Origin of the sequence: Enterobacter cloacae complex sp. SHL012, from assembly GCF_049237505.1 — a bacterium.
GTDB classification, from domain to species: Bacteria; Pseudomonadota; Gammaproteobacteria; order Enterobacterales; family Enterobacteriaceae; genus Enterobacter; species Enterobacter kobei.
Map to the genome: position 1 here is coordinate 27,666 of NZ_JBMKIZ010000003.1, position 18,391 is coordinate 46,056.

The 18,391-nt window shown below is 54.0% G+C and carries 27 protein-coding genes; 4 read left to right on the plus strand and 23 right to left on the minus strand.

What is annotated here, in order from left to right; genetic code table 11:
• Positions 1 to 28: 28 nt before the first annotated feature.
• The 8 genes from ACOTY9_RS11230 to ACOTY9_RS11265 form a co-directional block, all read right to left on the minus strand.
• Positions 29 to 1,129 carry a phage late control D family protein gene (locus tag ACOTY9_RS11230; protein ID WP_421637345.1) on the minus strand — a complete coding sequence of 367 codons (1,101 nt, stop codon included), beginning with the start codon at positions 1,127 to 1,129 and terminating at the stop codon, positions 29 to 31.
• Entirely contained in the window at positions 1,126 to 1,611 is a 486-nt protein-coding gene (locus ACOTY9_RS11235) for a phage tail protein (RefSeq protein ID WP_421637346.1), read from the minus strand. The genes ACOTY9_RS11230 and ACOTY9_RS11235 overlap by 4 nt, the downstream gene beginning before the upstream one ends.
• Positions 1,611 to 5,054 (minus strand): phage tail tape measure protein, encoded by a 3,444-nt coding sequence (locus ACOTY9_RS11240; protein ID WP_421637347.1) that lies wholly within the window; start codon positions 5,052 to 5,054, stop codon positions 1,611 to 1,613. The genes ACOTY9_RS11235 and ACOTY9_RS11240 overlap by 1 nt, the downstream gene beginning before the upstream one ends.
• Positions 5,047 to 5,166 carry a GpE family phage tail protein gene (locus ACOTY9_RS11245; protein WP_007848878.1) on the minus strand — a complete coding sequence of 40 codons (120 nt, stop codon included), beginning with the start codon at positions 5,164 to 5,166 and terminating at the stop codon, positions 5,047 to 5,049. Before ACOTY9_RS11245 ends, ACOTY9_RS11240 begins: the two co-directional genes overlap by 8 nt.
• 14 nt (positions 5,167 to 5,180) lie before the next feature.
• Positions 5,181 to 5,483: a phage tail assembly protein gene (locus ACOTY9_RS11250; protein WP_007848877.1), complete on the minus strand. Its 303-nt coding sequence runs from the start codon at positions 5,481 to 5,483 to the stop codon at positions 5,181 to 5,183.
• Positions 5,484 to 5,537: 54 nt separating this feature from the next.
• On the minus strand, positions 5,538 to 6,053 hold the full coding sequence (locus tag ACOTY9_RS11255; RefSeq protein WP_007848874.1) for a phage major tail tube protein: 516 nt from the start codon (positions 6,051 to 6,053) through the stop codon (positions 5,538 to 5,540).
• Positions 6,054 to 6,062: 9 nt separating this feature from the next.
• Entirely contained in the window at positions 6,063 to 7,235 is a 1,173-nt protein-coding gene (locus ACOTY9_RS11260) for a phage tail sheath protein (protein WP_007848866.1), read from the minus strand.
• A gap of 80 nt (positions 7,236 to 7,315) precedes the next feature.
• Complete coding sequence (locus ACOTY9_RS11265; protein ID WP_335278383.1) at positions 7,316 to 7,873, minus strand: recombinase family protein; 558 nt, start codon at positions 7,871 to 7,873, stop codon at positions 7,316 to 7,318.
• A 143-nt stretch (positions 7,874 to 8,016) separates the two neighbouring features.
• Here ACOTY9_RS11265 and ACOTY9_RS11270 point away from each other — a divergent pair, with 143 nt between their 5' ends.
• Both ACOTY9_RS11270 and ACOTY9_RS11275 read left to right on the plus strand, forming a co-directional pair.
• Positions 8,017 to 8,337 (plus strand): gp53-like domain-containing protein, encoded by a 321-nt coding sequence (locus ACOTY9_RS11270; protein ID WP_421637348.1) that lies wholly within the window; start codon positions 8,017 to 8,019, stop codon positions 8,335 to 8,337.
• 95 nt (positions 8,338 to 8,432) lie between these two features.
• Positions 8,433 to 8,906, plus strand: a complete 474-nt coding sequence (locus ACOTY9_RS11275; protein ID WP_421637349.1) for a tail fiber assembly protein — start codon at positions 8,433 to 8,435, stop codon at positions 8,904 to 8,906.
• 27 nt (positions 8,907 to 8,933) lie between these two features.
• On the opposite strand, the gene ACOTY9_RS11280 is transcribed toward ACOTY9_RS11275, so the two are convergent.
• The 6 genes from ACOTY9_RS11280 to ACOTY9_RS11305 all read right to left on the minus strand — a co-directional run bounded on the left by ACOTY9_RS11280 (position 8,934) and on the right by ACOTY9_RS11305 (position 13,138).
• Positions 8,934 to 9,233 (minus strand): gp53-like domain-containing protein, encoded by a 300-nt coding sequence (locus tag ACOTY9_RS11280; protein WP_421637350.1) that lies wholly within the window; start codon positions 9,231 to 9,233, stop codon positions 8,934 to 8,936.
• A gap of 62 nt (positions 9,234 to 9,295) precedes the next feature.
• Positions 9,296 to 10,714: a phage tail protein gene (locus ACOTY9_RS11285; RefSeq protein ID WP_421637351.1), complete on the minus strand. Its 1,419-nt coding sequence runs from the start codon at positions 10,712 to 10,714 to the stop codon at positions 9,296 to 9,298.
• The gene (locus ACOTY9_RS11290; protein WP_014884893.1) at positions 10,711 to 11,316 is read right to left on the minus strand and encodes a phage tail protein I; all 606 of its coding nucleotides are present in this window, start codon (positions 11,314 to 11,316) and stop codon (positions 10,711 to 10,713) included. The genes ACOTY9_RS11285 and ACOTY9_RS11290 overlap by 4 nt, the downstream gene beginning before the upstream one ends.
• Positions 11,309 to 12,217, minus strand: a complete 909-nt coding sequence (locus ACOTY9_RS11295; RefSeq protein WP_058670697.1) for a baseplate assembly protein — start codon at positions 12,215 to 12,217, stop codon at positions 11,309 to 11,311. The genes ACOTY9_RS11290 and ACOTY9_RS11295 overlap by 8 nt, the downstream gene beginning before the upstream one ends.
• Positions 12,204 to 12,563: a GPW/gp25 family protein gene (locus ACOTY9_RS11300; RefSeq protein WP_015386368.1), complete on the minus strand. Its 360-nt coding sequence runs from the start codon at positions 12,561 to 12,563 to the stop codon at positions 12,204 to 12,206. Before ACOTY9_RS11300 ends, ACOTY9_RS11295 begins: the two co-directional genes overlap by 14 nt.
• The gene (locus tag ACOTY9_RS11305; RefSeq protein ID WP_014884896.1) at positions 12,560 to 13,138 is read right to left on the minus strand and encodes a phage baseplate assembly protein V; all 579 of its coding nucleotides are present in this window, start codon (positions 13,136 to 13,138) and stop codon (positions 12,560 to 12,562) included. Before ACOTY9_RS11305 ends, ACOTY9_RS11300 begins: the two co-directional genes overlap by 4 nt.
• 120 nt (positions 13,139 to 13,258) lie before the next feature.
• On the opposite strand from ACOTY9_RS11305, the gene ACOTY9_RS11310 reads away from it, so the two are divergent.
• A complete protein-coding gene (locus tag ACOTY9_RS11310; RefSeq protein WP_110108661.1) occupies positions 13,259 to 14,362 on the plus strand; it encodes a GmrSD restriction endonuclease domain-containing protein in 1,104 nt (367 codons plus the stop codon).
• Positions 14,363 to 14,364: 2 nt separating this feature from the next.
• Entirely contained in the window at positions 14,365 to 14,850 is a 486-nt protein-coding gene (locus ACOTY9_RS11315) for a HEPN domain-containing protein (RefSeq protein WP_110108662.1), read from the plus strand.
• A gap of 20 nt (positions 14,851 to 14,870) precedes the next feature.
• Here the strand turns inward: ACOTY9_RS11315 and ACOTY9_RS11320 are convergent, their stop codons facing one another.
• From ACOTY9_RS11320 to gpM, 9 genes are all read right to left on the minus strand, one after another.
• Positions 14,871 to 15,320, minus strand: a complete 450-nt coding sequence (locus ACOTY9_RS11320) for a phage virion morphogenesis protein (RefSeq protein ID WP_110108663.1) — start codon at positions 15,318 to 15,320, stop codon at positions 14,871 to 14,873.
• Complete coding sequence (locus ACOTY9_RS11325; protein WP_110108664.1) at positions 15,313 to 15,744, minus strand: phage tail protein; 432 nt, start codon at positions 15,742 to 15,744, stop codon at positions 15,313 to 15,315. Before ACOTY9_RS11325 ends, ACOTY9_RS11320 begins: the two co-directional genes overlap by 8 nt.
• Entirely contained in the window at positions 15,707 to 15,955 is a 249-nt protein-coding gene (gene lysC, locus ACOTY9_RS11330) for an Rz1-like lysis system protein LysC (RefSeq protein ID WP_243422000.1), read from the minus strand. Before lysC ends, ACOTY9_RS11325 begins: the two co-directional genes overlap by 38 nt.
• Positions 15,840 to 16,268: an Rz-like lysis system protein LysB gene (gene lysB / locus ACOTY9_RS11335; RefSeq protein WP_110108666.1), complete on the minus strand. Its 429-nt coding sequence runs from the start codon at positions 16,266 to 16,268 to the stop codon at positions 15,840 to 15,842. The genes lysC and lysB overlap by 116 nt, the downstream gene beginning before the upstream one ends.
• A complete protein-coding gene (locus ACOTY9_RS11340) occupies positions 16,265 to 16,780 on the minus strand; it encodes a lysozyme (RefSeq protein ID WP_110108667.1) in 516 nt (171 codons plus the stop codon). Before ACOTY9_RS11340 ends, lysB begins: the two co-directional genes overlap by 4 nt.
• Complete coding sequence (locus tag ACOTY9_RS11345; protein WP_110108668.1) at positions 16,761 to 16,976, minus strand: hypothetical protein; 216 nt, start codon at positions 16,974 to 16,976, stop codon at positions 16,761 to 16,763. Before ACOTY9_RS11345 ends, ACOTY9_RS11340 begins: the two co-directional genes overlap by 20 nt.
• 3 nt (positions 16,977 to 16,979) lie before the next feature.
• Positions 16,980 to 17,183: a tail protein X gene (locus ACOTY9_RS11350; RefSeq protein ID WP_110108669.1), complete on the minus strand. Its 204-nt coding sequence runs from the start codon at positions 17,181 to 17,183 to the stop codon at positions 16,980 to 16,982.
• Positions 17,183 to 17,647: a head completion/stabilization protein gene (locus tag ACOTY9_RS11355; protein WP_110115476.1), complete on the minus strand. Its 465-nt coding sequence runs from the start codon at positions 17,645 to 17,647 to the stop codon at positions 17,183 to 17,185. The genes ACOTY9_RS11350 and ACOTY9_RS11355 overlap by 1 nt, the downstream gene beginning before the upstream one ends.
• Positions 17,648 to 17,740: 93 nt before the next feature.
• Positions 17,741 to 18,391 carry a phage terminase small subunit gene (gene gpM, locus ACOTY9_RS11360; protein WP_421637352.1) on the minus strand — a complete coding sequence of 217 codons (651 nt, stop codon included), beginning with the start codon at positions 18,389 to 18,391 and terminating at the stop codon, positions 17,741 to 17,743.

The following is an 18,391-nucleotide window of genomic DNA, read 5'->3' on the forward strand; positions in this document are numbered from 1 at the left end:
TACATCATTATTCAATTTTGAGAACCCATTACTCCATTTCGAGATCATCGATCTTAACTTCAAGCTCCAGAGTCGTAGTAAAACCATTATCTGCACTGACACTATGCGTCAGCGTGGTAATGGTCCATTCGGCATCATCAATGGGCTGTTTAAAGCCGCTCACCTTCACCGGCATTTCGGTATACAGATCAGCCCTTCCCTCTGCGAGCTGCAGGGAGAATGTTGCAACCCCGCGCTGCAGGCGCTCCCACTGCATCTTTGCCGCTCGCTCTGCATTGCTGCGGTTTGCATAAGTTCTGTTGAGTACCAGCACGTTTTCATCCGTCCCAACCAGGTAATCTCCCTGTTTTGCTTCCGGCTCCTTTGCCGCGGTGGTTTTCTTTCGACGGCGCTTAACCTTTGCTGTCTCTTTTTTCTTTGGCTCACGGGTATGGAGCCAGCTGGCAATTACCCCCGTATAGGCATCGCGATCAGCCAGGGTAAAACGATGACCGTCACCAGCCTGGCGGGTGATGGTGATAACCGGCAGCGGCTTACCGCTTGCCGTTCTGCCCTGCCCCTGACGGATAAACAACAGATTGCCGTCCTTAACTGAGGCTATCGCCCCATACTGCCGCGCCAGCTTCGTCAAAAAGCTGGCGTCGCTTTCATTAGTCTGGTCAAGATGATCGACAGGCTTGTCCAACAGGTCCTTTCCCAGCGCCATCTTTAATTTATGCCTGCCCGCGATTTCCTTCACAACTTCGCCCACCGTTGTCTGGTGCCAGGACTTTTCACGCCGCGTATTCAGGGTTTCACGGAAATCTGCACTACGCGCGCGGATTATGAGACGATCAGGCGCGCCGCTGTGCTCAATCTCATCGACAGTAAACGCCCCTTTCGGAAAAAGCGGCTGACCTTTCCACCCCAGCGCAAACTGAATAATGGCCCCCCGACGCGGCAGAACGATTAGCCCGTCCGAGTCGTCCAGTTCCAGATCAAGCTGGTCCGCTTCAAAGCCCCGGTTATCCGTCAGCGTCAGACTCATCAGGCGCGCATCCAGCACGGTAGTCACATCTTTACCTTCAATGATGATACTGAAACCGGGAGTTTTGCTGTTCAGGTTCAGGAGATCAGAGCTGAAATTCACTGCAGTAACCCTCCAATCGTATTTTTCATATTGCCTATCGCAGAGGTGGCAGATTCCTGCAAATTACTGAGCTGGTCGCTGAGGCTGCCGAACATATCAGACAGCGACTCATCCACCCGTTTCAGGCTCAGCGAAAATTCGATGCGCCGGGGCATACCGCTCTCAAAAAATTCTGTTTTTGTCTGGCTCAGACTCTCGATCACAAACATGCCGTAAATCGTCCCGCTCCCCTCAATCAGAGGCCAGGCTTTTCCCAGCTCCGCCATCTGCTCCAGCGCCAGCAAAGACAGCCTGCCGCCGGTTATCTCCGGCAGCAGGACGCCGGACAGAGTAAGCGAATCATTATCCGGCCCAAGAAACTGCGTTGACGGGCGCCGGTTAACCCGGCTGTTTGCTGCGTGCCGCCAGCTGCGCTGATACTGCAGCTCCTGATAGGGCACGGTTCGCAGCATGAATACGTACAACCCCAGCACCATCATCATTATTCGTAACCCCCTCGATCACTGAAATTACTGCGTGTTTTTGCCCTGGCCCTGCGCTCTCGCTCATCAAGCTGCCGGGCCACCTCGCGGGCGATATCCTGTGCGCTTTGCCCTGGCTGGGCGACAATATGAATTGGCGCGCTTATCTCGTACTTAATGACCTGCGGCTGTCTCTCTGTCTTTGCCGACGGCGCCGGTTGCGTCCTGACAGGTACACTGTACGGATGAAGTGGTGCGGCTTCTGCCGGGGCAGCCGCCAGGCCCATTACCCCAGCGACGACGGAAGCGAACATCTTCTGGCGTATAGCCACCGGGTCAGTCCTCTTATCCGTGATTTCCGTAATGGCCGGTGCAGGCATGACAGCTGCAGCGATATCAGCCAGCTCCGCAGCACGATCCCGAACTGGAAGTTTTACCGGGGCGTTAACAATCTCAGGAGGCAGTATTAACCTGCTTTCAGGCCGTTGCTCCGGGCTGGCTGTTACATCACGAACGGGGCCTACTGTTGCCGCCAGTTTCACCAGTTCAGTAGTGCGATTGATTACCGGAAGATTTGCCGGACCATTCACACTATCAGGCGGCAGAACTATCCCGCGTTCAGGACGTTGTTTAGCGCTGGCCGGTTCCGTCTGGGAAGGATTGAGCGTTGCCGCTACCCTCGCCAGATCAGCAGTCCGTTTCCTGCCGGTGACATTGGCGGGTCCGTTAACAATCTCAGGGCCATTCTCGCCCACGATGCCGAACTGGCCGCGCGGAATGGTACCGCCGCTGTCGTACATGCCCGCAAAACCCATCGTCGGGAATCCGCCAGGCGGCAGCACCACTTTACCGTCTGTGTTTACCGTGGCTGGCTGCTGCCGCGTGACCTGCTCAGGAAGCTTCGCTTTGGCCGCCTCCTTGCTGACAATGCCGAGTTTTTCAAGCAGCCAGGACACGCCCGATTTAAGCGAATCCAGCGGGTGCATGACCATGTTCAGCCCTGACGCCAGCGCTTCGCCAAACTGCCGCCCCATCGACGCCGCGTTTTGCAGTTCTGCAGAGGTGGATTTAACCGGCGTAAGCAGATCAGTAAACCAGCCCCACAACGCCTGGACCTTGTCACCTATCCACTGGAAAACAGGCTGCAGTGGCTCAAACGCCGCACTGATAGGCGCAGCTGCAGCTTTGAATCCTTCAACCACTCCGCCTAAAAATGCGCTTATCGGCTGCCAGTATTTCCAGACAACCAGCGCCACGCCAGCCAGGGCCGCCACGACTAGCCCTATCGGACTAAGCAGGGCGCCCAGCAATCCAGAAATCCCGTACAGCGCGACGCGAAGGAGGGCCAGCGGGCCGGACGCCAGAAAACGCACCACGCCACCGGCTGCGGATAATCCCCCGCGCAACGCGGTCAGCGGATTCATTACCATGCCGATAATGTTGCGAATACCAGACATTCCGCCGCGAAGGACAGCAAGCGGTGCACCGGCCAGCGCTTTCAGCGCATTGCCAGCCATCCCGGCAGAACGTCGCAGGGAGTTAAGAGGAGTCGTCAGCAATCCGGTGCTGCTGCCGGATGCCGCCATGCCACGGCGCAACAGGTAAAGCGGCGCATTTGCCAGCCAGGACAGCGCACCGCCGGTGCGGGTCACTGCAGACATAACGGATGGGAGTGTTTTTACACCCAGCACGGACAGGCCTAAACGGATCACCGCCAGTGGCCCCAGCACGGCAGCCATGGCCACCGCCAGTGTGCCGAGTACAACGGTGATCGCAGCAGTGGCAGCCGCCACTTTCATCAGCGTGCCCGCCAGCTGCGGGTTAGCCTCAACCCATCGACGCAGTGCCCCGGTAACGCTTTTGACGTACCCCATGATATCCATCAGCGGCTGGCGCAGGGTTTCACCCAGGCTACTGAAAGCGTTCTGCGCGCCCGTTTTAACAAGCAACCACTGCGCGGAAAGTGAATCCTTATTGATATCGGATTCTTTCTGCATGGAACCGTTAGCCTCAGTGCCTGAGGTAAGTTTCAGCTGTCGCTGCAGCTCCGGCAGGTTGTTTGCAAGCTTCGCCGCATCGTCGCCAAACTCCTTGCCAAATATCATCGTCATGGCGGACAGGCGCTTGTCCTGCGGCAGTTTGTTGACCTTCTCCAGCACGCGCTGAATGGTCCCCATTGCGTCCTTTGTCATCTGCTTTTCAATCTCTTCTGGATTGAGTTTCAGCAGATCCATACCTTCCATGAACCGCTTGCTCTGCATTGTTGCAATCGACAGTTCGCGCACCATCGCATTTGATGCGCTGGCGGCAATTTCAGGCGCGGCGCCCAGAGACAGGAAGGTGGAACCCAGCGCGGCCGCCTTGCGGAAATCAAGCCGGTCAGCCACGCCGCCCATGCGCTGCAGCACATTGATGATATCGCCGCCCTTAGACATGGCGTTATCGTCCAGGTAGTTCAGGGCATCGCCAAGCTGTTCAATATTTCGGGTCGGCACTTTATACAGCTGCGCGATTTTCCCCAGCCCCTCCGCCAGCTCATCAGCGGGCAGCTCGAATGCCGTTGCGGCCTTTGCTGCAGTGGATGCAAAGGCCAGCAGGTCACGCTTCTGGTCTTCATAAGAATCGTTCTGGTTTGTCACGCCCATGCGGGCGCCACCTTCAACCAGCGCGGCATAGTCAATAGCGCCATTCTCCATCGGCAGCTGTTCACTGGCGGCTTTGATGGCATCCTGCATATCGTAAAACTGTTTTGTACGGTTGCCGTTGTCGTCCCTCAGCCCGTTAACTTGCTTTGCCACGCCTTTCATCGCATCTTCCATGCTGGCATAGCTTTTAACGGCAGCCATCACCGGCGCGCCCATCGCCAGCCCGGCGGCAGTAGTCGTTGCTCCGGCGCCCGCAATACGATCCCGCACCTCAAGGCGCCGCGAATACTGATCGCGGACGGCGTTCATACGGGCCTGCTGCTCGCCCAGGCGTTTAAGGGATTTCTGCTGTCGGTCCAGCGCCTGCCGGGTTTCGTCGGCATTCTGCCGAAGCTCACGCTGCGCACTGCTCAGCTTTTTGGTGTCCAGCCCGGCCTCATTGAGCGCAAGACGCTGACGCTGCACCGACTGACGCAGGCCGTTGTATTTGCTCTGCAGCTCGTTAACGCGGTTTTTTGCCTGCTCAAGCAGACGAGCCTGCGCCGCCGTCGGGCGGTTAGTTGCCGAGAACTGCGTGGCAAGCTTCGCCGCTTCTTCGCGTGCGGCTTTAAGACTGTTGCCGGTGACGGCCAGCTGCGCGCTTGCCTTGCGGAAACCGTCAATACGGCCCGCCTGGGCGTCCAGTTCTTTTAATCTTGTGCGGCTTTGCTGAATGGCGGTAGCCAGCTCTTTAGAGCTGGCCTGCGCAGATCGGAATGGGCGGGTGAGCTTATCAACCGCATTTAGAATTACCTGCAAACGCAGGTTAGTGTCACTCATCGCTGGCCCCGCTTCTCTGAATCGCTTTATGCCGCCACTCCAGCACTTCGGTCAGCGGCATAACGTCAGTGACGGACGGCGGCCAGTGAAAAATGGTGGCGATATCAGCCACCAGGTCTTCTACCGTCAGGCTGTCGGCAAACCGGCAAGCACCGATTTCTTCAACAAAAAAGTGACCACCTCAACCGACAGCGCGGTGAGATCGGCGGGGTCCATTTCAGCCATTTCCTGAGCGGTCAGCGCGGGCGTGGAGATGCGGGGAATAATCGTCATCATCGCGCCCACGTCCATATCCATGATCGCCTGCAGACGGGTGCCACGCAGCGCGCCGGACTGCGGCTTGCGCAGCACAATTTCGGCAATTTCGGTTTTACCGCGTTTGATTGGGGTGTCCAGCTGTACGGTTTTTTCAGTCAGTTGTTCGCTCATTGTCATTTCCTGTTAATAAGGTACTGGCGCGGCTGCCCGCGCCTTTAAAGTAGATCAGAGGCCCAGGGCGTTGCGGTGTTCTTCCATCAGGTCCACGCCATCAACGATTTCAATCATGTTGATCACATCAACCTCATAGAGCACCTCGCCGTTAATGGTCAGCTTCGCGTAGCTGTTGGTGCTGCTGACTTTTGTGGTGTTGCTCTCGCCGGTTTTCCATTCGCCGGAATCGACTTCTTTATGTCGACCGCGCACAACCAGCTCAACGGCCTGCACTTCGCCGGTATCGTCACGTTGAATGGAGCCGGTGAAACGCAGCTGGATGCCGTCAACGGTGGCTTTGCCCATCTGCTTGAATAACAGCAGTTCGGTGCCACCGATTGAAAATTCCGTATCCAGCGCGCCATCATCCAGCCCCAGATCAACATCAGCCGAACCGGGCATACCGCCGCCGCGATACTTTTCAAACTTGCGGCCGAATTTTGGCAGGGTCAGAGACTCAACGATCCCCTGATAGTTATTCCCGTCGTTAAATAGATTCAGGTGTTTTAACTTGCGTGGTAAAGCCATATTGTCCCCTTACGCGCTGACCTGGCTGGAGAAATCCAGCAGATACTGATCGGTGATGCGCTGGCGCAGCATCAGGTTTTCCAGAGGTGGTACCGGCGTATAGTCATAATCGATAGTGAGCTTCCCGGCTTTCAGGGAATCTTTATCGTTTACGGACTCATCCAGCCAGCAATCGGCGCCGATGATGTAGCCCTGCGTTTTCAGGTTGCGCAGTTTGGCGCGAATACCTTCGATAATGTCGCGGGCCAGCGACGGGTTAAGCACACCATCCACCGCCCACATGTGCGCTTCGGCGATTGTGTCAGCCAGTACCTGCGCGGTGCGGGTGTAGTTTTCAAAGGCAAACAGAGGATCGTCACTGAGGCAGCGGGAGCCCCAGAAGCGGAAACCGTCTTTGCGGATCAGCGTGGTGACATCGTTCTGGTTCAACAGCCCCGCATCGGTTGCAGGGTCCTGCAAATCCCAGAACACATCAGCAGAAATGCCGGTGACGCCATTCACACCCACGTTGGACAGCGATTTGTGCCAGCCGGTCTGCTCGTCAATTTTGGCACGCAGGCCAAGCGCGCGGGCCGAGGCGTAAGCCGTCGCGTCTGCATTCAGCACGGTGTCAAAACTGATGAAATCAGGCCAGATCAGCATCCCCTCGCGCTGGCTGAAATTAGCGCGGTAGGCAATGGCCTCCTCTACCGTTTTGCAGCCGTAGGCTGACAGATAGGCGAACCCGCGCAGACTCTGCGCCACGCTCAGCAGCTCAGTGGCAACTGCCTGCGTGTCGTGCCCCGGCACGCCAAGAATGCGCGGCTTAACGCCGAGCTGGGACTGCGCAGATAACAGCGCTTTCATCCCCGTTTTTTTACCGTCGGCTGTCACGCCGCCGATAATGTTGGAGGTTGTTTCCGCTTCGGTTTCACCCTGTGCAACGCGCACAACGACGGTCACGGGTTTAGCCTGGTCGGCAATTGCATCCAGCGAGCGGGCCAGCGTGCCGGACTCGCCTGCCTTACCGCTGGCGGTCAGCACGTCGGTAAGCAGGACCGGTTTGTTGAGGGGGAACACGGACGCATCTGCATCATCGCCGGTACAGACCATACCGACAATTGCCGTGCTTACTGTTGAAATAGGGCGGGTGCCATCGTTGACCTCAACGACACGCACACCGTGGTGATAATCCTGAGCCATACGGCGAACCCTCCGGTGTTTAGGTTTCGCCCTATGGTGAAGTGAATCAACTTTGTAGACAGCTTCGCTACATTGTCCTGTTATCCATACAATGCCGCAGGGAATTTCCGGTAGAGTGTAGACATACCCACATCAAAAATTAATGCGACACGTTGCCGCGACTCTCCTGCTTCCAGCAGTCTCCCCGCCTGCGCCCATTGTTCCTCTGTGAGTTTTGGCCGCCTGCCACCAATGCGTCCTTGCTGCCTGGCCGCTGCCAACCCAGCCCGGGTGCGCTCAACGATTAGCTCACGCTCCATTTCAGCAAGGGCTCCCATAACATGGAAAAAGAAACGCCCCATAGGAGTTGATGTGTCAATGCTATCGGTCAGGCTGCGGAAATTTATCCCTCTCCCGCGCAGTTCTTCAATCAGAGTAACAAGATGTCGCATGCTCCTGCCTAATCTGTCCAGCTTCCAGACTACCAGCGTGTCACCTTCTGAGAGTGTGCGCAGGACCTTTTTTAGCCCTGGCCGATCTGAGGTTTTTCCGCTCATTTTGTCCTCAAATATCAGCTCACATCCTGCGCACTCAAGCTCATTTCGTTGTAAAGCTGTGTTTTGGTCATTTGTTGACACCCTCACGTAACCGATTTGCATGATTTTTCGCCCATAAAAAAGTGGTGAATGATGCCACCATTTTATGGAGCATGGTCATTTCTGACTGTACTGCAGAGAATGGCCAACACGGACAATCATGACCGTGGTGGATAAAAAACCTTCGTTTGGGAGAAGCGGCAAAAATGGAGGCGGCCACCGCACAGATCGGTGCTAATGGCTGGCTATATATTCCCGTTTCTGGCGGCAAAAAAATGCTGCTGCAGTGGGGGCTTTTAACCGGTGCGAGTAATTATTCTTTTAAATTCCCAATTGCATTTCCCGTAGGTGGTTTATGCCTGGTTGCTATGGGCCACACAACTGATTCCGCTGATGTGAGCATGGTAACTATGACTAATGGATTTATCAGGGATAAAACCAGCGCGTTTGCTTTGTGCGTCAGAACAGTGAACGGCGTGCAGCAACCTTTTGAACGTAGCGTTTACTGGTTCGCTGTTGGCTACTGACGTCAAAAAATTGTGTGATAACTCATACATGGTAGCTAGATAATTATTTTACGAAACCGCACTTAAGATCTGAGGCTCAAACTAAGGAGTGCGTTATGAACTATTGGTTTAGCCCTGCAAATAATGCTTTTTATCCCGTGGCTTTAAAGGAGTCTTATGTAAACGCAGGTAGTCTTCCGAATGATTTAATCGAAGTTGAAGATAGCGTGTTTAGCGAATTTTCCTCGACTCCGCCGAACGGGAAAATGCGTGGTATAGGGGTCAGCGGCCTGCCGATCTGGGTTGATATTCCCGCTGTGGAGGAAAGCCCGGAACAAATCAAGGCACGCGCCCGCGTTTTACGTGATGAATTCATAGTAAGCACGGATAGAATGCTTGTTTCTGATTTCACTATTAACAATATTCCATTGACAGCAGAACAGCAGGCGGAACTTTTGGACGTAAGGCAAAAGTTTAAACTTTGGCCTGAAAGCGAGGGTTGGCCTAATGTTGAATTTCCTGCGATACCCCAATGGATTCTTATTGAGGCAGTCAACAACGGTTACGTAGTCAAGAATTGGCCTGAGTGAAATAAAGCCCGCAAGGGCTTTATTTTTTTAATAACCTAAAACAATCCAGTAAATTGTATTAGTAGTGGGCGTTACGTAAGTGAAATTTATCGTCCCGCGAGAGGATCTTGCCGTATCAAAGCCAACAAAACGAGTCGAGGGGTCTTGCGTACTGAACATTGCATTCACCATCAGAAGCGAGGCTGGAAAGGCAACAGGTAAAGTAACCGACAAACTGTTTACCACGCCGTTAGTTGTAGTAACTGCAAAACTTCCCCATTGAATAATTAAACCACTAGGTAATTTTGCATAGCCGTTGCCTGCAATGCTATTAGCGAAATAAGCCATGTCAGGTAGTTGATTGGCGCCATTTCCAACCGTCCTTTTTGCCGCTTCTCCCAAACGAACGTTTAAAAACCAATAGCTGTAAACCGTGTACCGGCGTTACTCCTGGTTGAAAAATTTCGCGCCATTACCGATTTACGGGAATCAGTAACAGATTGAGCATCTATCCCGATAGAGATCGGCACGGTTGAATCTGCCGATCCCGCCGCGGTAAAAATTACGAAACACATTTGAGTTGGAAACGCTATTGGATAAAAAACCTCAATGGATGTTCCTGCAGGGATAGAAGTTATTGCCCCGGTTTGAATAATTAACCCATTCGGGAACTTCGCGTAAGAGTTTGCACCCCCTGCAAAATTTGCAGCAAAAAGCCCCATATCTGGAAGTTGCCCGCTTGATGCACCAACCCCTCTTTTTGCCGCTTCCCCCAAACGAAGGTATTCGATAACCCCATCCGCTGTCTTTCCAGACAAAGTTGTCAGCGTGCTATCAAGAGGCTGTTTACCTGCCAGCGCATTTGTCATGGTGGTTGCAAAGTTAGGATCGTTTCCTAATGCCGCCGCCAGCTCGTTCAGGGTATCAAGCGCCGCAGGTGATGATCCAACAAGCGCAGCCAAAGCTGATTTTACGAAAGCAGTAGTGGCAATTTGCGTATTGTTGACAGTCTGCGCAGCCGTGGGCGCTGTCGGCGTTCCGGTCAGGGCAGGGCTTGCCAGTGGGGCTTTGAGTGCAAGCGCATTATTAATGGTGGTGCTGAAATTAGGATCGTTGTTGATAGCCGCAGCAATTTCTTTCAGCGTGTCCAGCGTAGCCGGGGCACCATTCACCAGGGCGATCAGAGCCGCCTGCACAAACGCAGTTGTGGCAAGCTGAGTGGTATTGTTACCTGCAGCTGCAGTCGGGGCTTTTGGGGTGCCGGTAAAGGTCGGGCTGGCTTTTGGCGCATATTGCGTATGCGGATCAGCTGCAGCAAGATGCGCCGCCATCAGCTCATCTACATACACCTTTAGTTCCAGCACCTTGTCATCCACATATTTTCGGGTAGCCAGCACTACGGACGGATCAATTTTCAGCGTAATGTTATCGGTGCTGCTGGTAATCAGTACCATGCGCACTGTCTGCGTGCGGCCGCTTCCCTCTGCCAGCTGCGGCTTATAGCTCTCCGGGCAGTTCCCCACTGCGATCAGCGCGCCCGTTTCATCAAACAGCCCAACCTCACGAATCCACCAACCGCCCTCAGTTTCAGGAATCACCTGCTCAGCAATAATCTGGCTGCTGTTCTGCGGATCGATGTAAAGCATGTTCAGGTCAGCGCGCCGCTTTTCGGAAACCAGCTTCGTCTGCTGTGCGCTGGGAGTTGGAAGCACGCCGCCGCCATCCCCCACCGCCATCTGGGTAATTTTCAGCGGCACACCGAGCGCGGCAGCGCTTGCCAGTTTCGCCGCGCCAATATCCGTCAGCAGGGTATAAAATTTTGCGCTCATGGGTTCACTCTCATTGTGTCAATAACATGGACGGCGCCGCCCTCGTAGGCAGTGCCACCGGAAATGATGGTTTCGTTGATATACGGGTAAATCGTGATTTCTTCGCCGGTGTAAGTGGCAGCCCCAACAAAATATGGTCCGCTCGTCTGCAGATTTATGGACATGCCGATCAGATGCCGACTGCAGGGTTTGGCGTCACCAATCAGGCGCTCCAGCTCCAGATAAGTTTCCTCTGTTATGCCCTGGTCCTGCACCCCAATATCCAGACGAAACGTGCCCGGCGCCTCGCCGGTCTGCCACCATTCAATGATGCGGATCAGAAAGCCGAACGGCTCCACAACACGCCGCACAGCGCTGGTTGTGCCCTTGTGCTGATGGATATAGAAAGCATCCTGCACCACACGGCGCTTCACGCTCTCAGCCCATCCTTCGTCCCAGCGATCAACCGAAAAGGCCCACGCCAGATACGGCAGAAACTTGACCGGGCATGTTGCCGGGTTCCATAAATCCCGCAGCGGCACCTGCAGATCGGAAATGCCGCTGCAGGTCTGAGCAAGTCGACGCTCAAGCGGCGATGAGCCAGGAGGAAGCAAACTATTCATCCGTTCCCCCGTTGGTTACGCTCCATTCCGTACATGAAGCGGCTTGTGTCTTATCCAGCACCACATCAGCGAGCGGCGAGGCCAGCTCAACACGCTGCACACCTTCAACATGCAGCGCGGCATAAATAGCACTGCGGCGAATATCACGCCCCAGCCTCGTCTGGCTGGCGATATATTTCTGCAGGCTGGCTTTTGCCGCCTCCATCACCGGCTCAGCTTCTGGCCCTGGGTAAAGAAAAATCGTCGCATCCACGCTGTACGGAATAATTTCAGCGCTGCGCACCGTCAGACGGTCAGCAACCGGCCGCACGTTCTCACTGTTAAGCGCCTGTTCAACCACTGCCAGCAGATCCGCCGCTGCCGTTCCGTCACCCTCACGGCTCAGCACGGTAAGCACCACCTCCGCCGGTGCCGGGCTGGTTGCGCTGGCGTCAGCCACTCGCCCGTCAGCGCTTTTAGCGTGAAACTCATAGGCCGCCGTTGGCCCCGCCACGGACAGCCCCTCAAATGCAGCAGGAACACGCAGGCGCAGCGCCTCATCACTTTCCATCACCGCTGCGACCGGCGGCACCGCGTCGTTATCCGCAGGTGTAACCGTCAGCCGCTTCACGTTGTAGTTGGCCGCCATCTGATCGAGATCGCCGCCAATTGCATAAGCCACCATGACCGCCTGCGCCGCCTCGTTAATGCGCTGGCGCAGGAGGATTTCACGATACGCATTTTCTTGCAGGAGCTTGGTCACGGGTTCAGACTCCAGCTCAAGCGTGCGCCTTACCGCGTCCTGCTCGTCTGCCGGATAAAGGGCCATAAACGCGGCTTTCCTTTCGTTTAGCAGCGTTTCAAAATCCGGCACATCCACTATCTGCGGGGCGGGCAGCTGGGAAAGGTCAATGACTGCCATTGTCTGCTCCTGTTGATACCGAAAGTGAAACCGGCGCGCCGTTATCACGCTGCCCGGTAAGCTCAACCACCATCGAACCATCAAAACTGCTGTCTATGGTGATGGAATCCAGGGTAAGCCGTGGCTCCCAGCGACTCAGAGCCACATAGACCGCAGACATTACCTGCAGGCGCAGCGCCGGGTTCTGCGGCTGGTCTATCAGTTCAGACAGAAGCGAGCCGTATTCCCGGCGGGCAATGCGGCTCCCCTGCGGGGTCAGCAGAATATCCCGGACCGACTGACGCAGGTGGTCCGTGTCGGTAATGGTCCTGCCGTTGCCCTGACTCATGCCGATATAAAGCGTCATACAGGGCCTCCTGATGTATCGCCGCCGGACTTAACGCCGGTATGACCGTGTTTATCGACTACGATCCCGTTGGAACTCATGGCGCCGCCGCCCTGGGTGACGCCACCATTGATCACCACCTCGCTGTTTATGCGCGTGTTGCTTGCTTCCACCACAAATTCCCCCGTTTTCAGGGTTATGTTATCTGCAGCCTCGATCACCATGGATTTGATGCCCCGCACATGCCAGCGGCCGGTCGCGGGTTCATATTCAAACCAGCCACCGTCCGGGTATTCCGTTACGCAGCCGTCCACTGAGTCCGACGGCGGCGCGAACTGGTTGGAATAGATCGCAGGTAAGGCAAAAGCGGTTTCCAGATTGCCTCCCATACTCAACACCACAACCTGCTCATCCGGCGACGGGCACCACCACGTACGGGCGCCGCCTGCGCGCAGAGTCAGCCAGTTAATCCAGTTGGTTTCAAGCTCGCCCACTTTCACCCGGCACAGCCAGTTTTCCCGGTCCACTTCGGTTACGGTGCCGGTGCGGATCAGGTTGGTGATAAGGCGCATGATTTCTGTGAGTTGTGCGTTCATACGAATGTTTTAACTTGATCGTGTAAGTTAGAACACATTTCAAAAATGTACTGTTGACTAAACAATCAGGAGAGATAAATATTAAGATTCTTTTTACATACAGCAGAACAAGGACATAGGATGAAAGACATAGAGGAAATCAAGAAAGTTATAGAACAGGAAGAGAACTTCATCGATGACTCTGATGATGATTACGAGGAAGAGTATACTAGATACGATATTACCAGCTATGGTGTTGATTTTGATGTTGAAGGCTTAGTCAGAAGACTAAAACGAGACGAAATTTTCATTCCACCTTTCCAACGTGATTATGTATGGAAAATGCCAGAAGCCTCTAGGTTTATTGAATCTCTGTTGCTAGGCCTACCAGTCCCTGGAATTTTCCTTGCTCAAGAACCTAATACAGGAAAAATGTTAGTAATAGATGGACAGCAACGATTACTTTCGCTGTTATACTATTACCTTGGTGAGTTTAAGCCGCAAGAAAGTCAGAAAACAAAAAGAATCTTTAGACTTTCAAAAGTCAAAAAACAATTTGACGGCGTTACTTATGACGAACTTGAATCCCGCGATCGAATTAACCTCGATAACTCAGTCATACATGCAACAGTCGTAAAACAAGAGACTCCCGCTGAAGACGACACAAGTATTTATCATATATTCGAAAGGCTGAATAGCGGCGGTAGAAAATTAACACCACAAGAAATAAGGGTAGCCGTATATCATGGCGAACTTATCGAATTGGCTAAGAAGTTAAATGAACTACCTGAATGGCGTGAAATTTTCGGCCCTAAAAATGACAGAATGAAAGATGTCGAATTAATAATTAGATTCTGGGCAATGAAAGAACGTTTCAACCATTATAATAAGCCGATGATAGATTTCATCAATAAATTCTGCTATAAAAATAGAGAGTGCAAAGAAAAATGCGGTTACTATGAAGAAATATTCACATTAACCATTCAAGCATTCCATAGCGCCATTGATGAAAAATTATTTAGACCAATTAGAGCCTTAAATGTCGCCCTATATGAAGCATGTATGGTTGGGCTTGCAACGCGATTTGACAATGGTTACCCAGTCGATGACGAAATAGTGCAAAGAGGTTATGAAAACTTGCTGAGTAATCAGGAGTTTCAGGACTTAACATCACAATCCACGTCTGACGTAAAAAATGTTAAACGTAGGATGGAGTTAGCTATTGAAGAGTTTTCAAGGGTCTAACAATGAAAAACCATCAGTTAAATAAGCAATACAAGCAGATAATTGATTTAATTGATAACACCAGAGAATCCTGCGGCGACAACCTCGAACTGCAAGGCCATTGGGGTAAATATACTTGCGTTTTAGCGTCAGGTTTTTTAGAAAATGCAATTTCTGAAGTTTTCAGTGAATTTGTAACTGACGGCGCTGCCCCCGCCATATCAAGTTACACATTAAAAACATTATCAAAGATTCAAAACCCAAAAACCATCAAATTTGTAGAAACTGCCAGTCACTTTAAAAAAGAGTGGGGAGACAGTCTTACAAAGTTTTTAGAGGAAGATATATCCCGCAAAGAGGCAATTGATTCCATAATGACCAATAGACACTTAGTTGCTCATGGAAAAAACACCAACATCTCAATAGTAAAAGTCAAAGAATACCTTGAAAAATCAATCGAAGTCATCACCTTCCTTGAGAGCAAGTGCAATACAAAAGTTGTAAAATGATATTAATGCCTAGGACACTCCTAGGCATTAGGATTAACTAGAAATAACAAATTCACCAGTAAATCCTCAACATCACTATTAATACCTAGCAATTTACGCGGGCTATATTTAATTTGTTTTTTGCTATTATTTATTTTTTCACGTAACCCGTAATGATGCACCCGCGCAATCCGCTGCACCCCATTTGCAAACTGCACGCTGGCTGAATCCGCGCTGGCTACAGTTTTCAGGTATTTAGTGGTGCGCAATTTGGCAAACATCTGGCGCTTGATGCGCCCATTTTTACTTCTGGCCGTCACCCGACGCGGCTCAAAGGCGGTGCCGTCTGGATTGCGCTGCAGCCTGATGTTTTGCTGTTGCGACCGGCGCAGCTCTTGCGCCAGTTGTCGCATCATACGGTTGCGGGCTGCCGGTTCCAGATTCGCCAGCAGGGCCGACAGCCAGTCATCTACCCTCTGCAGATCATCCACGTTTCACCGTCCACATTTCTTCGGGTACGTCGGGTTCCGGCACCGCTTCAACGCTCGATACGGTGCCGTCTGTGCTTACAAACACACGCTCCGTGAGCTGCAGATTGAGGCTGAGATCACACAGATCGTTGCTCAGGATATCAACGTCAAAGGTAAAAAGTTTTTCGCGCAGCTCCGGGTTGCTGATGGCGTCCGGTTGATTGGTCATTAACCAGAGCAGCACGGGCGCCATCACTAAATTCTGGTTGCCGCTAAAATCTTCAATCACCACGTTCAGGGTGTAGCGGTATTCCCATGATATTGAACGGGCGCCGGTAGCAACCAGCGAACCGTTATCAACAAAAAGGTGCATTTTGTCCGGGTTGTCACGGACATACGCCACCGATTTATTCAGGGCGTTGCGTAAGGACTGCGGCTTGTTCACTGTCTCGCTCCTGACACGCAATGATCGTGTCCACTTTGTCGGCACATGCCGCCCAGGCGGCCTCAGTCTCATCCAGCACCTGATTCAGATCCCCATTACTGCGAGGCGCTGAACTGTCCAGGCGGCACTGTGTCACTTTTGGACAACCACTCACGGTAAGCTGCACCTCCGGCGAGGGCCGGGCGGTCCCGCAGCCGGATAATGTCAGCAGGCAAAGGAGTGTCAGCCCAGCGGCGTAAATCCTCGTTTTCACGTTTTAGCTCCTCGATCCGGCGCTGGCGACTCCGCAACAGCGCGGAAGTCTCCTCCGCTGCAGCATAAAGTTGCATCTGCGCCCGGCTGTTGGTTTCGGTAAGAATGGACAGGCTGATGAGCTGGCTGTTTTTCTTCGCCAGCTCCTGCTTGTTCGTTTTAAGCGCCTCTGCCTGCGTCCCGATGGTGTGACCGGCATTGTTAAGCCGCCATGACTGCCAGCCCAACAGTGCCAGCACCAGAGCAAGGATCACCGCCAACGCGCGCGTCATGCCCCTGCCCCTTTAAGACACCAGGCAAGCTCACGGGCGCGCCGGTTTTCCAGCCCTTTATTCCGTTGACCATTTACATAAACCCAGCGGGGGAGCTGGTTGCACGCCTGCCACCATTGTTGGCGATTGATGTAAGAAACCATTGTTGACCGGCAGATTGCCCCCGTTCCGACATTAAAGCCGATACTGATCAGGGCATCGTAAACATGCTGAGGTGGCTTAACCTGCAGGCAGGCTTCAATCCTTTTTTCCGTCAGCAACACGTTATTAATCAGCCCCTGCGCGGCCTGTCGCTCCGTTATGGTTTTGCCCGGCACTACCCCGGACGTATTGCCGATCCCGTCAGTCCAGACCCCGGCGCTGCACTGGTATGGCAGCAGGCGGCACCCTTCGAAATCAGCAATCAGTTTCAGCCCCTCGACGGAGGTATGAAGCGACTGAAAACCCGGCAGCGTGACGGCAATCGCCAGCACCGCGCCGACCAGGCAACGCTTAACGATTGAAGGACTCATATTCCCCCCTGGATATTCTGCCGTCCCGCAGCAGCTGGTAGGCTTTCCAGCGTAAATAACAGGTCACCGCTGCAGTAATAATCCCCAGCGCAAGACCGGTAATGGTCGATACATCTTTAAGAGACAAATCGCCGAGCCATGCCAGAAGCAGGGCAACGCAGTAAGTGATAAAGGCGCTGAGTCGTTCAAGCGTCATAGTTCAGTCCCATAACTGGACAGTCTGCGCAGTGGTTGACGCCGTGATATCCGGCAGCTCCACCTGCAGCCCGTGCGGTAAAAAGGGGCCATATTCAGCCAGCCCCGGATTCGCCTGCAGCACCTGTTCAGTGCCCCCCTGCGTGCGCCCGTAATGGCGCCAGCAGAGTGCGTCCACCGTGTCATACTGATGCGCACGCACTTTCATCAGATAAGCTCCACCGTGCAGTGCGGTGCATCCTGCACCCGGCTGATGGCCCAGCGGGCATCACGCCACAGATCGCCGCTGACCTCCGCCAGTTCCTCCCCTCGCTTTACCCCGGACGCCGTGGCGTCATAATCCTGGTAACGCTCATTGAGCACGGCGCGCGCCCAGAAATACACGGCGTTGAGGTAGTGCTGGATGCGCTCGCTTTTTCCGTCCAGCATTTCCGCCGGTACGTCAGCCAGATCCCGGTAGCCCAGCATCTTCTGGCGGTTGCGGAAGTCGTACAGCTCAGCGTTAACTTCGGAAATGGCTGTCAGCGCAACCTGCCGGAGACGGGGCTGCGTCACCGTGCCGTCAGTGCGCATCACACTGCGAAATTCCGACAGGTCCACATCAGGCCAGAACGGCGTATTTTTAATAACGTCCGCCTGTTCCGGTGCCTGTTCTGGCGCAATAAACTGCATGCGGCTTTCTCCTGAAATAGTGGGCGGTGGACGGGGTTTTGATGTGGCAGTGCCTTTCGCCACCCCGTGCCGCCCGTGCGCGGGGCACGTTCGTTAGCGGCTGTCACTGCGCAATCTGCGCTCCAGCTGCTGCTTTTCTTTTTTCACGCCGCAGCGGGGATCGAGCTGCAGCGCATGGGTAAGGTGATTAAGGGCAGAAGCCGGGTTGCTATCGGTCAGTACCGCGCCGATGGCTTTGTGCAGGCGTGCACGGGACTGGTCCGGCATATCCAGATCGGTAGTCAGGTCCAGCGTCTGCAGGAGCAGATCGGCATCAAAACCGGTTGCGGCCAGCAGCGCGCTTTGTGCGGCATCCGCCATTTCTTCCGCCAGAACGGTCTGCACGTTACGGTTGCCCAGCGGCATCACCCAGCCATGGCGCAGCGCATGACGCCCGATTTCCAGCGCACCGGCATAATCACCGGCGTCGATACGCCACAGCATCACGTACATCAGCACGTCATCCTGCTGCGCACCTCCGGCAGCCAGCACGCCTTCCGCCCAGGCGGCATACTTCGGCAGAAGCTCCACCTTGATTGCCGCCTTTTTCAGGGTGGACTGGATACCCTTAAGTCGGCGGCGGTCTTCTGCCAGCTGCAGCAGCATCAGGTCATAGCCGGACGCATGGCGAACACTGCCGCCCTCCCGGGCGGCCTGTTCGGCCTGAATGCGCAGGCGGTGCTGCCGTGCGGGACTCAGGCTCAT

Coding starts and splice junctions, on each gene's coding strand:
- ACOTY9_RS11235 (WP_421637346.1), bottom strand. CDS start 1,611: ATGATGATGGTGCTGGGGTTGTACGTATTCATGCTGCGAACCGTGCCC.
- ACOTY9_RS11240 (WP_421637347.1), bottom strand. CDS start 5,054: ATGAGTGACACTAACCTGCGTTTGCAGGTAATTCTAAATGCGGTTGAT.
- ACOTY9_RS11250 (WP_007848877.1), bottom strand. CDS start 5,483: ATGAGCGAACAACTGACTGAAAAAACCGTACAGCTGGACACCCCAATC.
- ACOTY9_RS11255 (WP_007848874.1), bottom strand. CDS start 6,053: ATGGCTTTACCACGCAAGTTAAAACACCTGAATCTATTTAACGACGGG.
- ACOTY9_RS11260 (WP_007848866.1), bottom strand. CDS start 7,235: ATGGCTCAGGATTATCACCACGGTGTGCGTGTCGTTGAGGTCAACGAT.
- ACOTY9_RS11265 (WP_335278383.1), bottom strand. CDS start 7,873: ATGCAAATCGGTTACGTGAGGGTGTCAACAAATGACCAAAACACAGCT.
- ACOTY9_RS11270 (WP_421637348.1), top strand. CDS start 8,017: ATGGAGGCGGCCACCGCACAGATCGGTGCTAATGGCTGGCTATATATT.
- ACOTY9_RS11275 (WP_421637349.1), top strand. CDS start 8,433: ATGAACTATTGGTTTAGCCCTGCAAATAATGCTTTTTATCCCGTGGCT.
- ACOTY9_RS11280 (WP_421637350.1), bottom strand. CDS start 9,233: ATGGCTTATTTCGCTAATAGCATTGCAGGCAACGGCTATGCAAAATTA.
- ACOTY9_RS11285 (WP_421637351.1), bottom strand. CDS start 10,714: ATGAGCGCAAAATTTTATACCCTGCTGACGGATATTGGCGCGGCGAAA.
- ACOTY9_RS11290 (WP_014884893.1), bottom strand. CDS start 11,316: ATGAATAGTTTGCTTCCTCCTGGCTCATCGCCGCTTGAGCGTCGACTT.
- ACOTY9_RS11295 (WP_058670697.1), bottom strand. CDS start 12,217: ATGGCAGTCATTGACCTTTCCCAGCTGCCCGCCCCGCAGATAGTGGAT.
- ACOTY9_RS11300 (WP_015386368.1), bottom strand. CDS start 12,563: ATGACGCTTTATATCGGCATGAGTCAGGGCAACGGCAGGACCATTACC.
- ACOTY9_RS11305 (WP_014884896.1), bottom strand. CDS start 13,138: ATGAACGCACAACTCACAGAAATCATGCGCCTTATCACCAACCTGATC.
- ACOTY9_RS11310 (WP_110108661.1), top strand. CDS start 13,259: ATGAAAGACATAGAGGAAATCAAGAAAGTTATAGAACAGGAAGAGAAC.
- ACOTY9_RS11315 (WP_110108662.1), top strand. CDS start 14,365: ATGAAAAACCATCAGTTAAATAAGCAATACAAGCAGATAATTGATTTA.
- lysB (WP_110108666.1), bottom strand. CDS start 16,268: ATGACGCGCGCGTTGGCGGTGATCCTTGCTCTGGTGCTGGCACTGTTG.
- ACOTY9_RS11340 (WP_110108667.1), bottom strand. CDS start 16,780: ATGAGTCCTTCAATCGTTAAGCGTTGCCTGGTCGGCGCGGTGCTGGCG.
- ACOTY9_RS11345 (WP_110108668.1), bottom strand. CDS start 16,976: ATGACGCTTGAACGACTCAGCGCCTTTATCACTTACTGCGTTGCCCTG.
- ACOTY9_RS11350 (WP_110108669.1), bottom strand. CDS start 17,183: ATGAAAGTGCGTGCGCATCAGTATGACACGGTGGACGCACTCTGCTGG.
- ACOTY9_RS11355 (WP_110115476.1), bottom strand. CDS start 17,647: ATGCAGTTTATTGCGCCAGAACAGGCACCGGAACAGGCGGACGTTATT.
- gpM (WP_421637352.1), bottom strand. CDS start 18,391: ATGAGCCTGAGTCCCGCACGGCAGCACCGCCTGCGCATTCAGGCCGAA.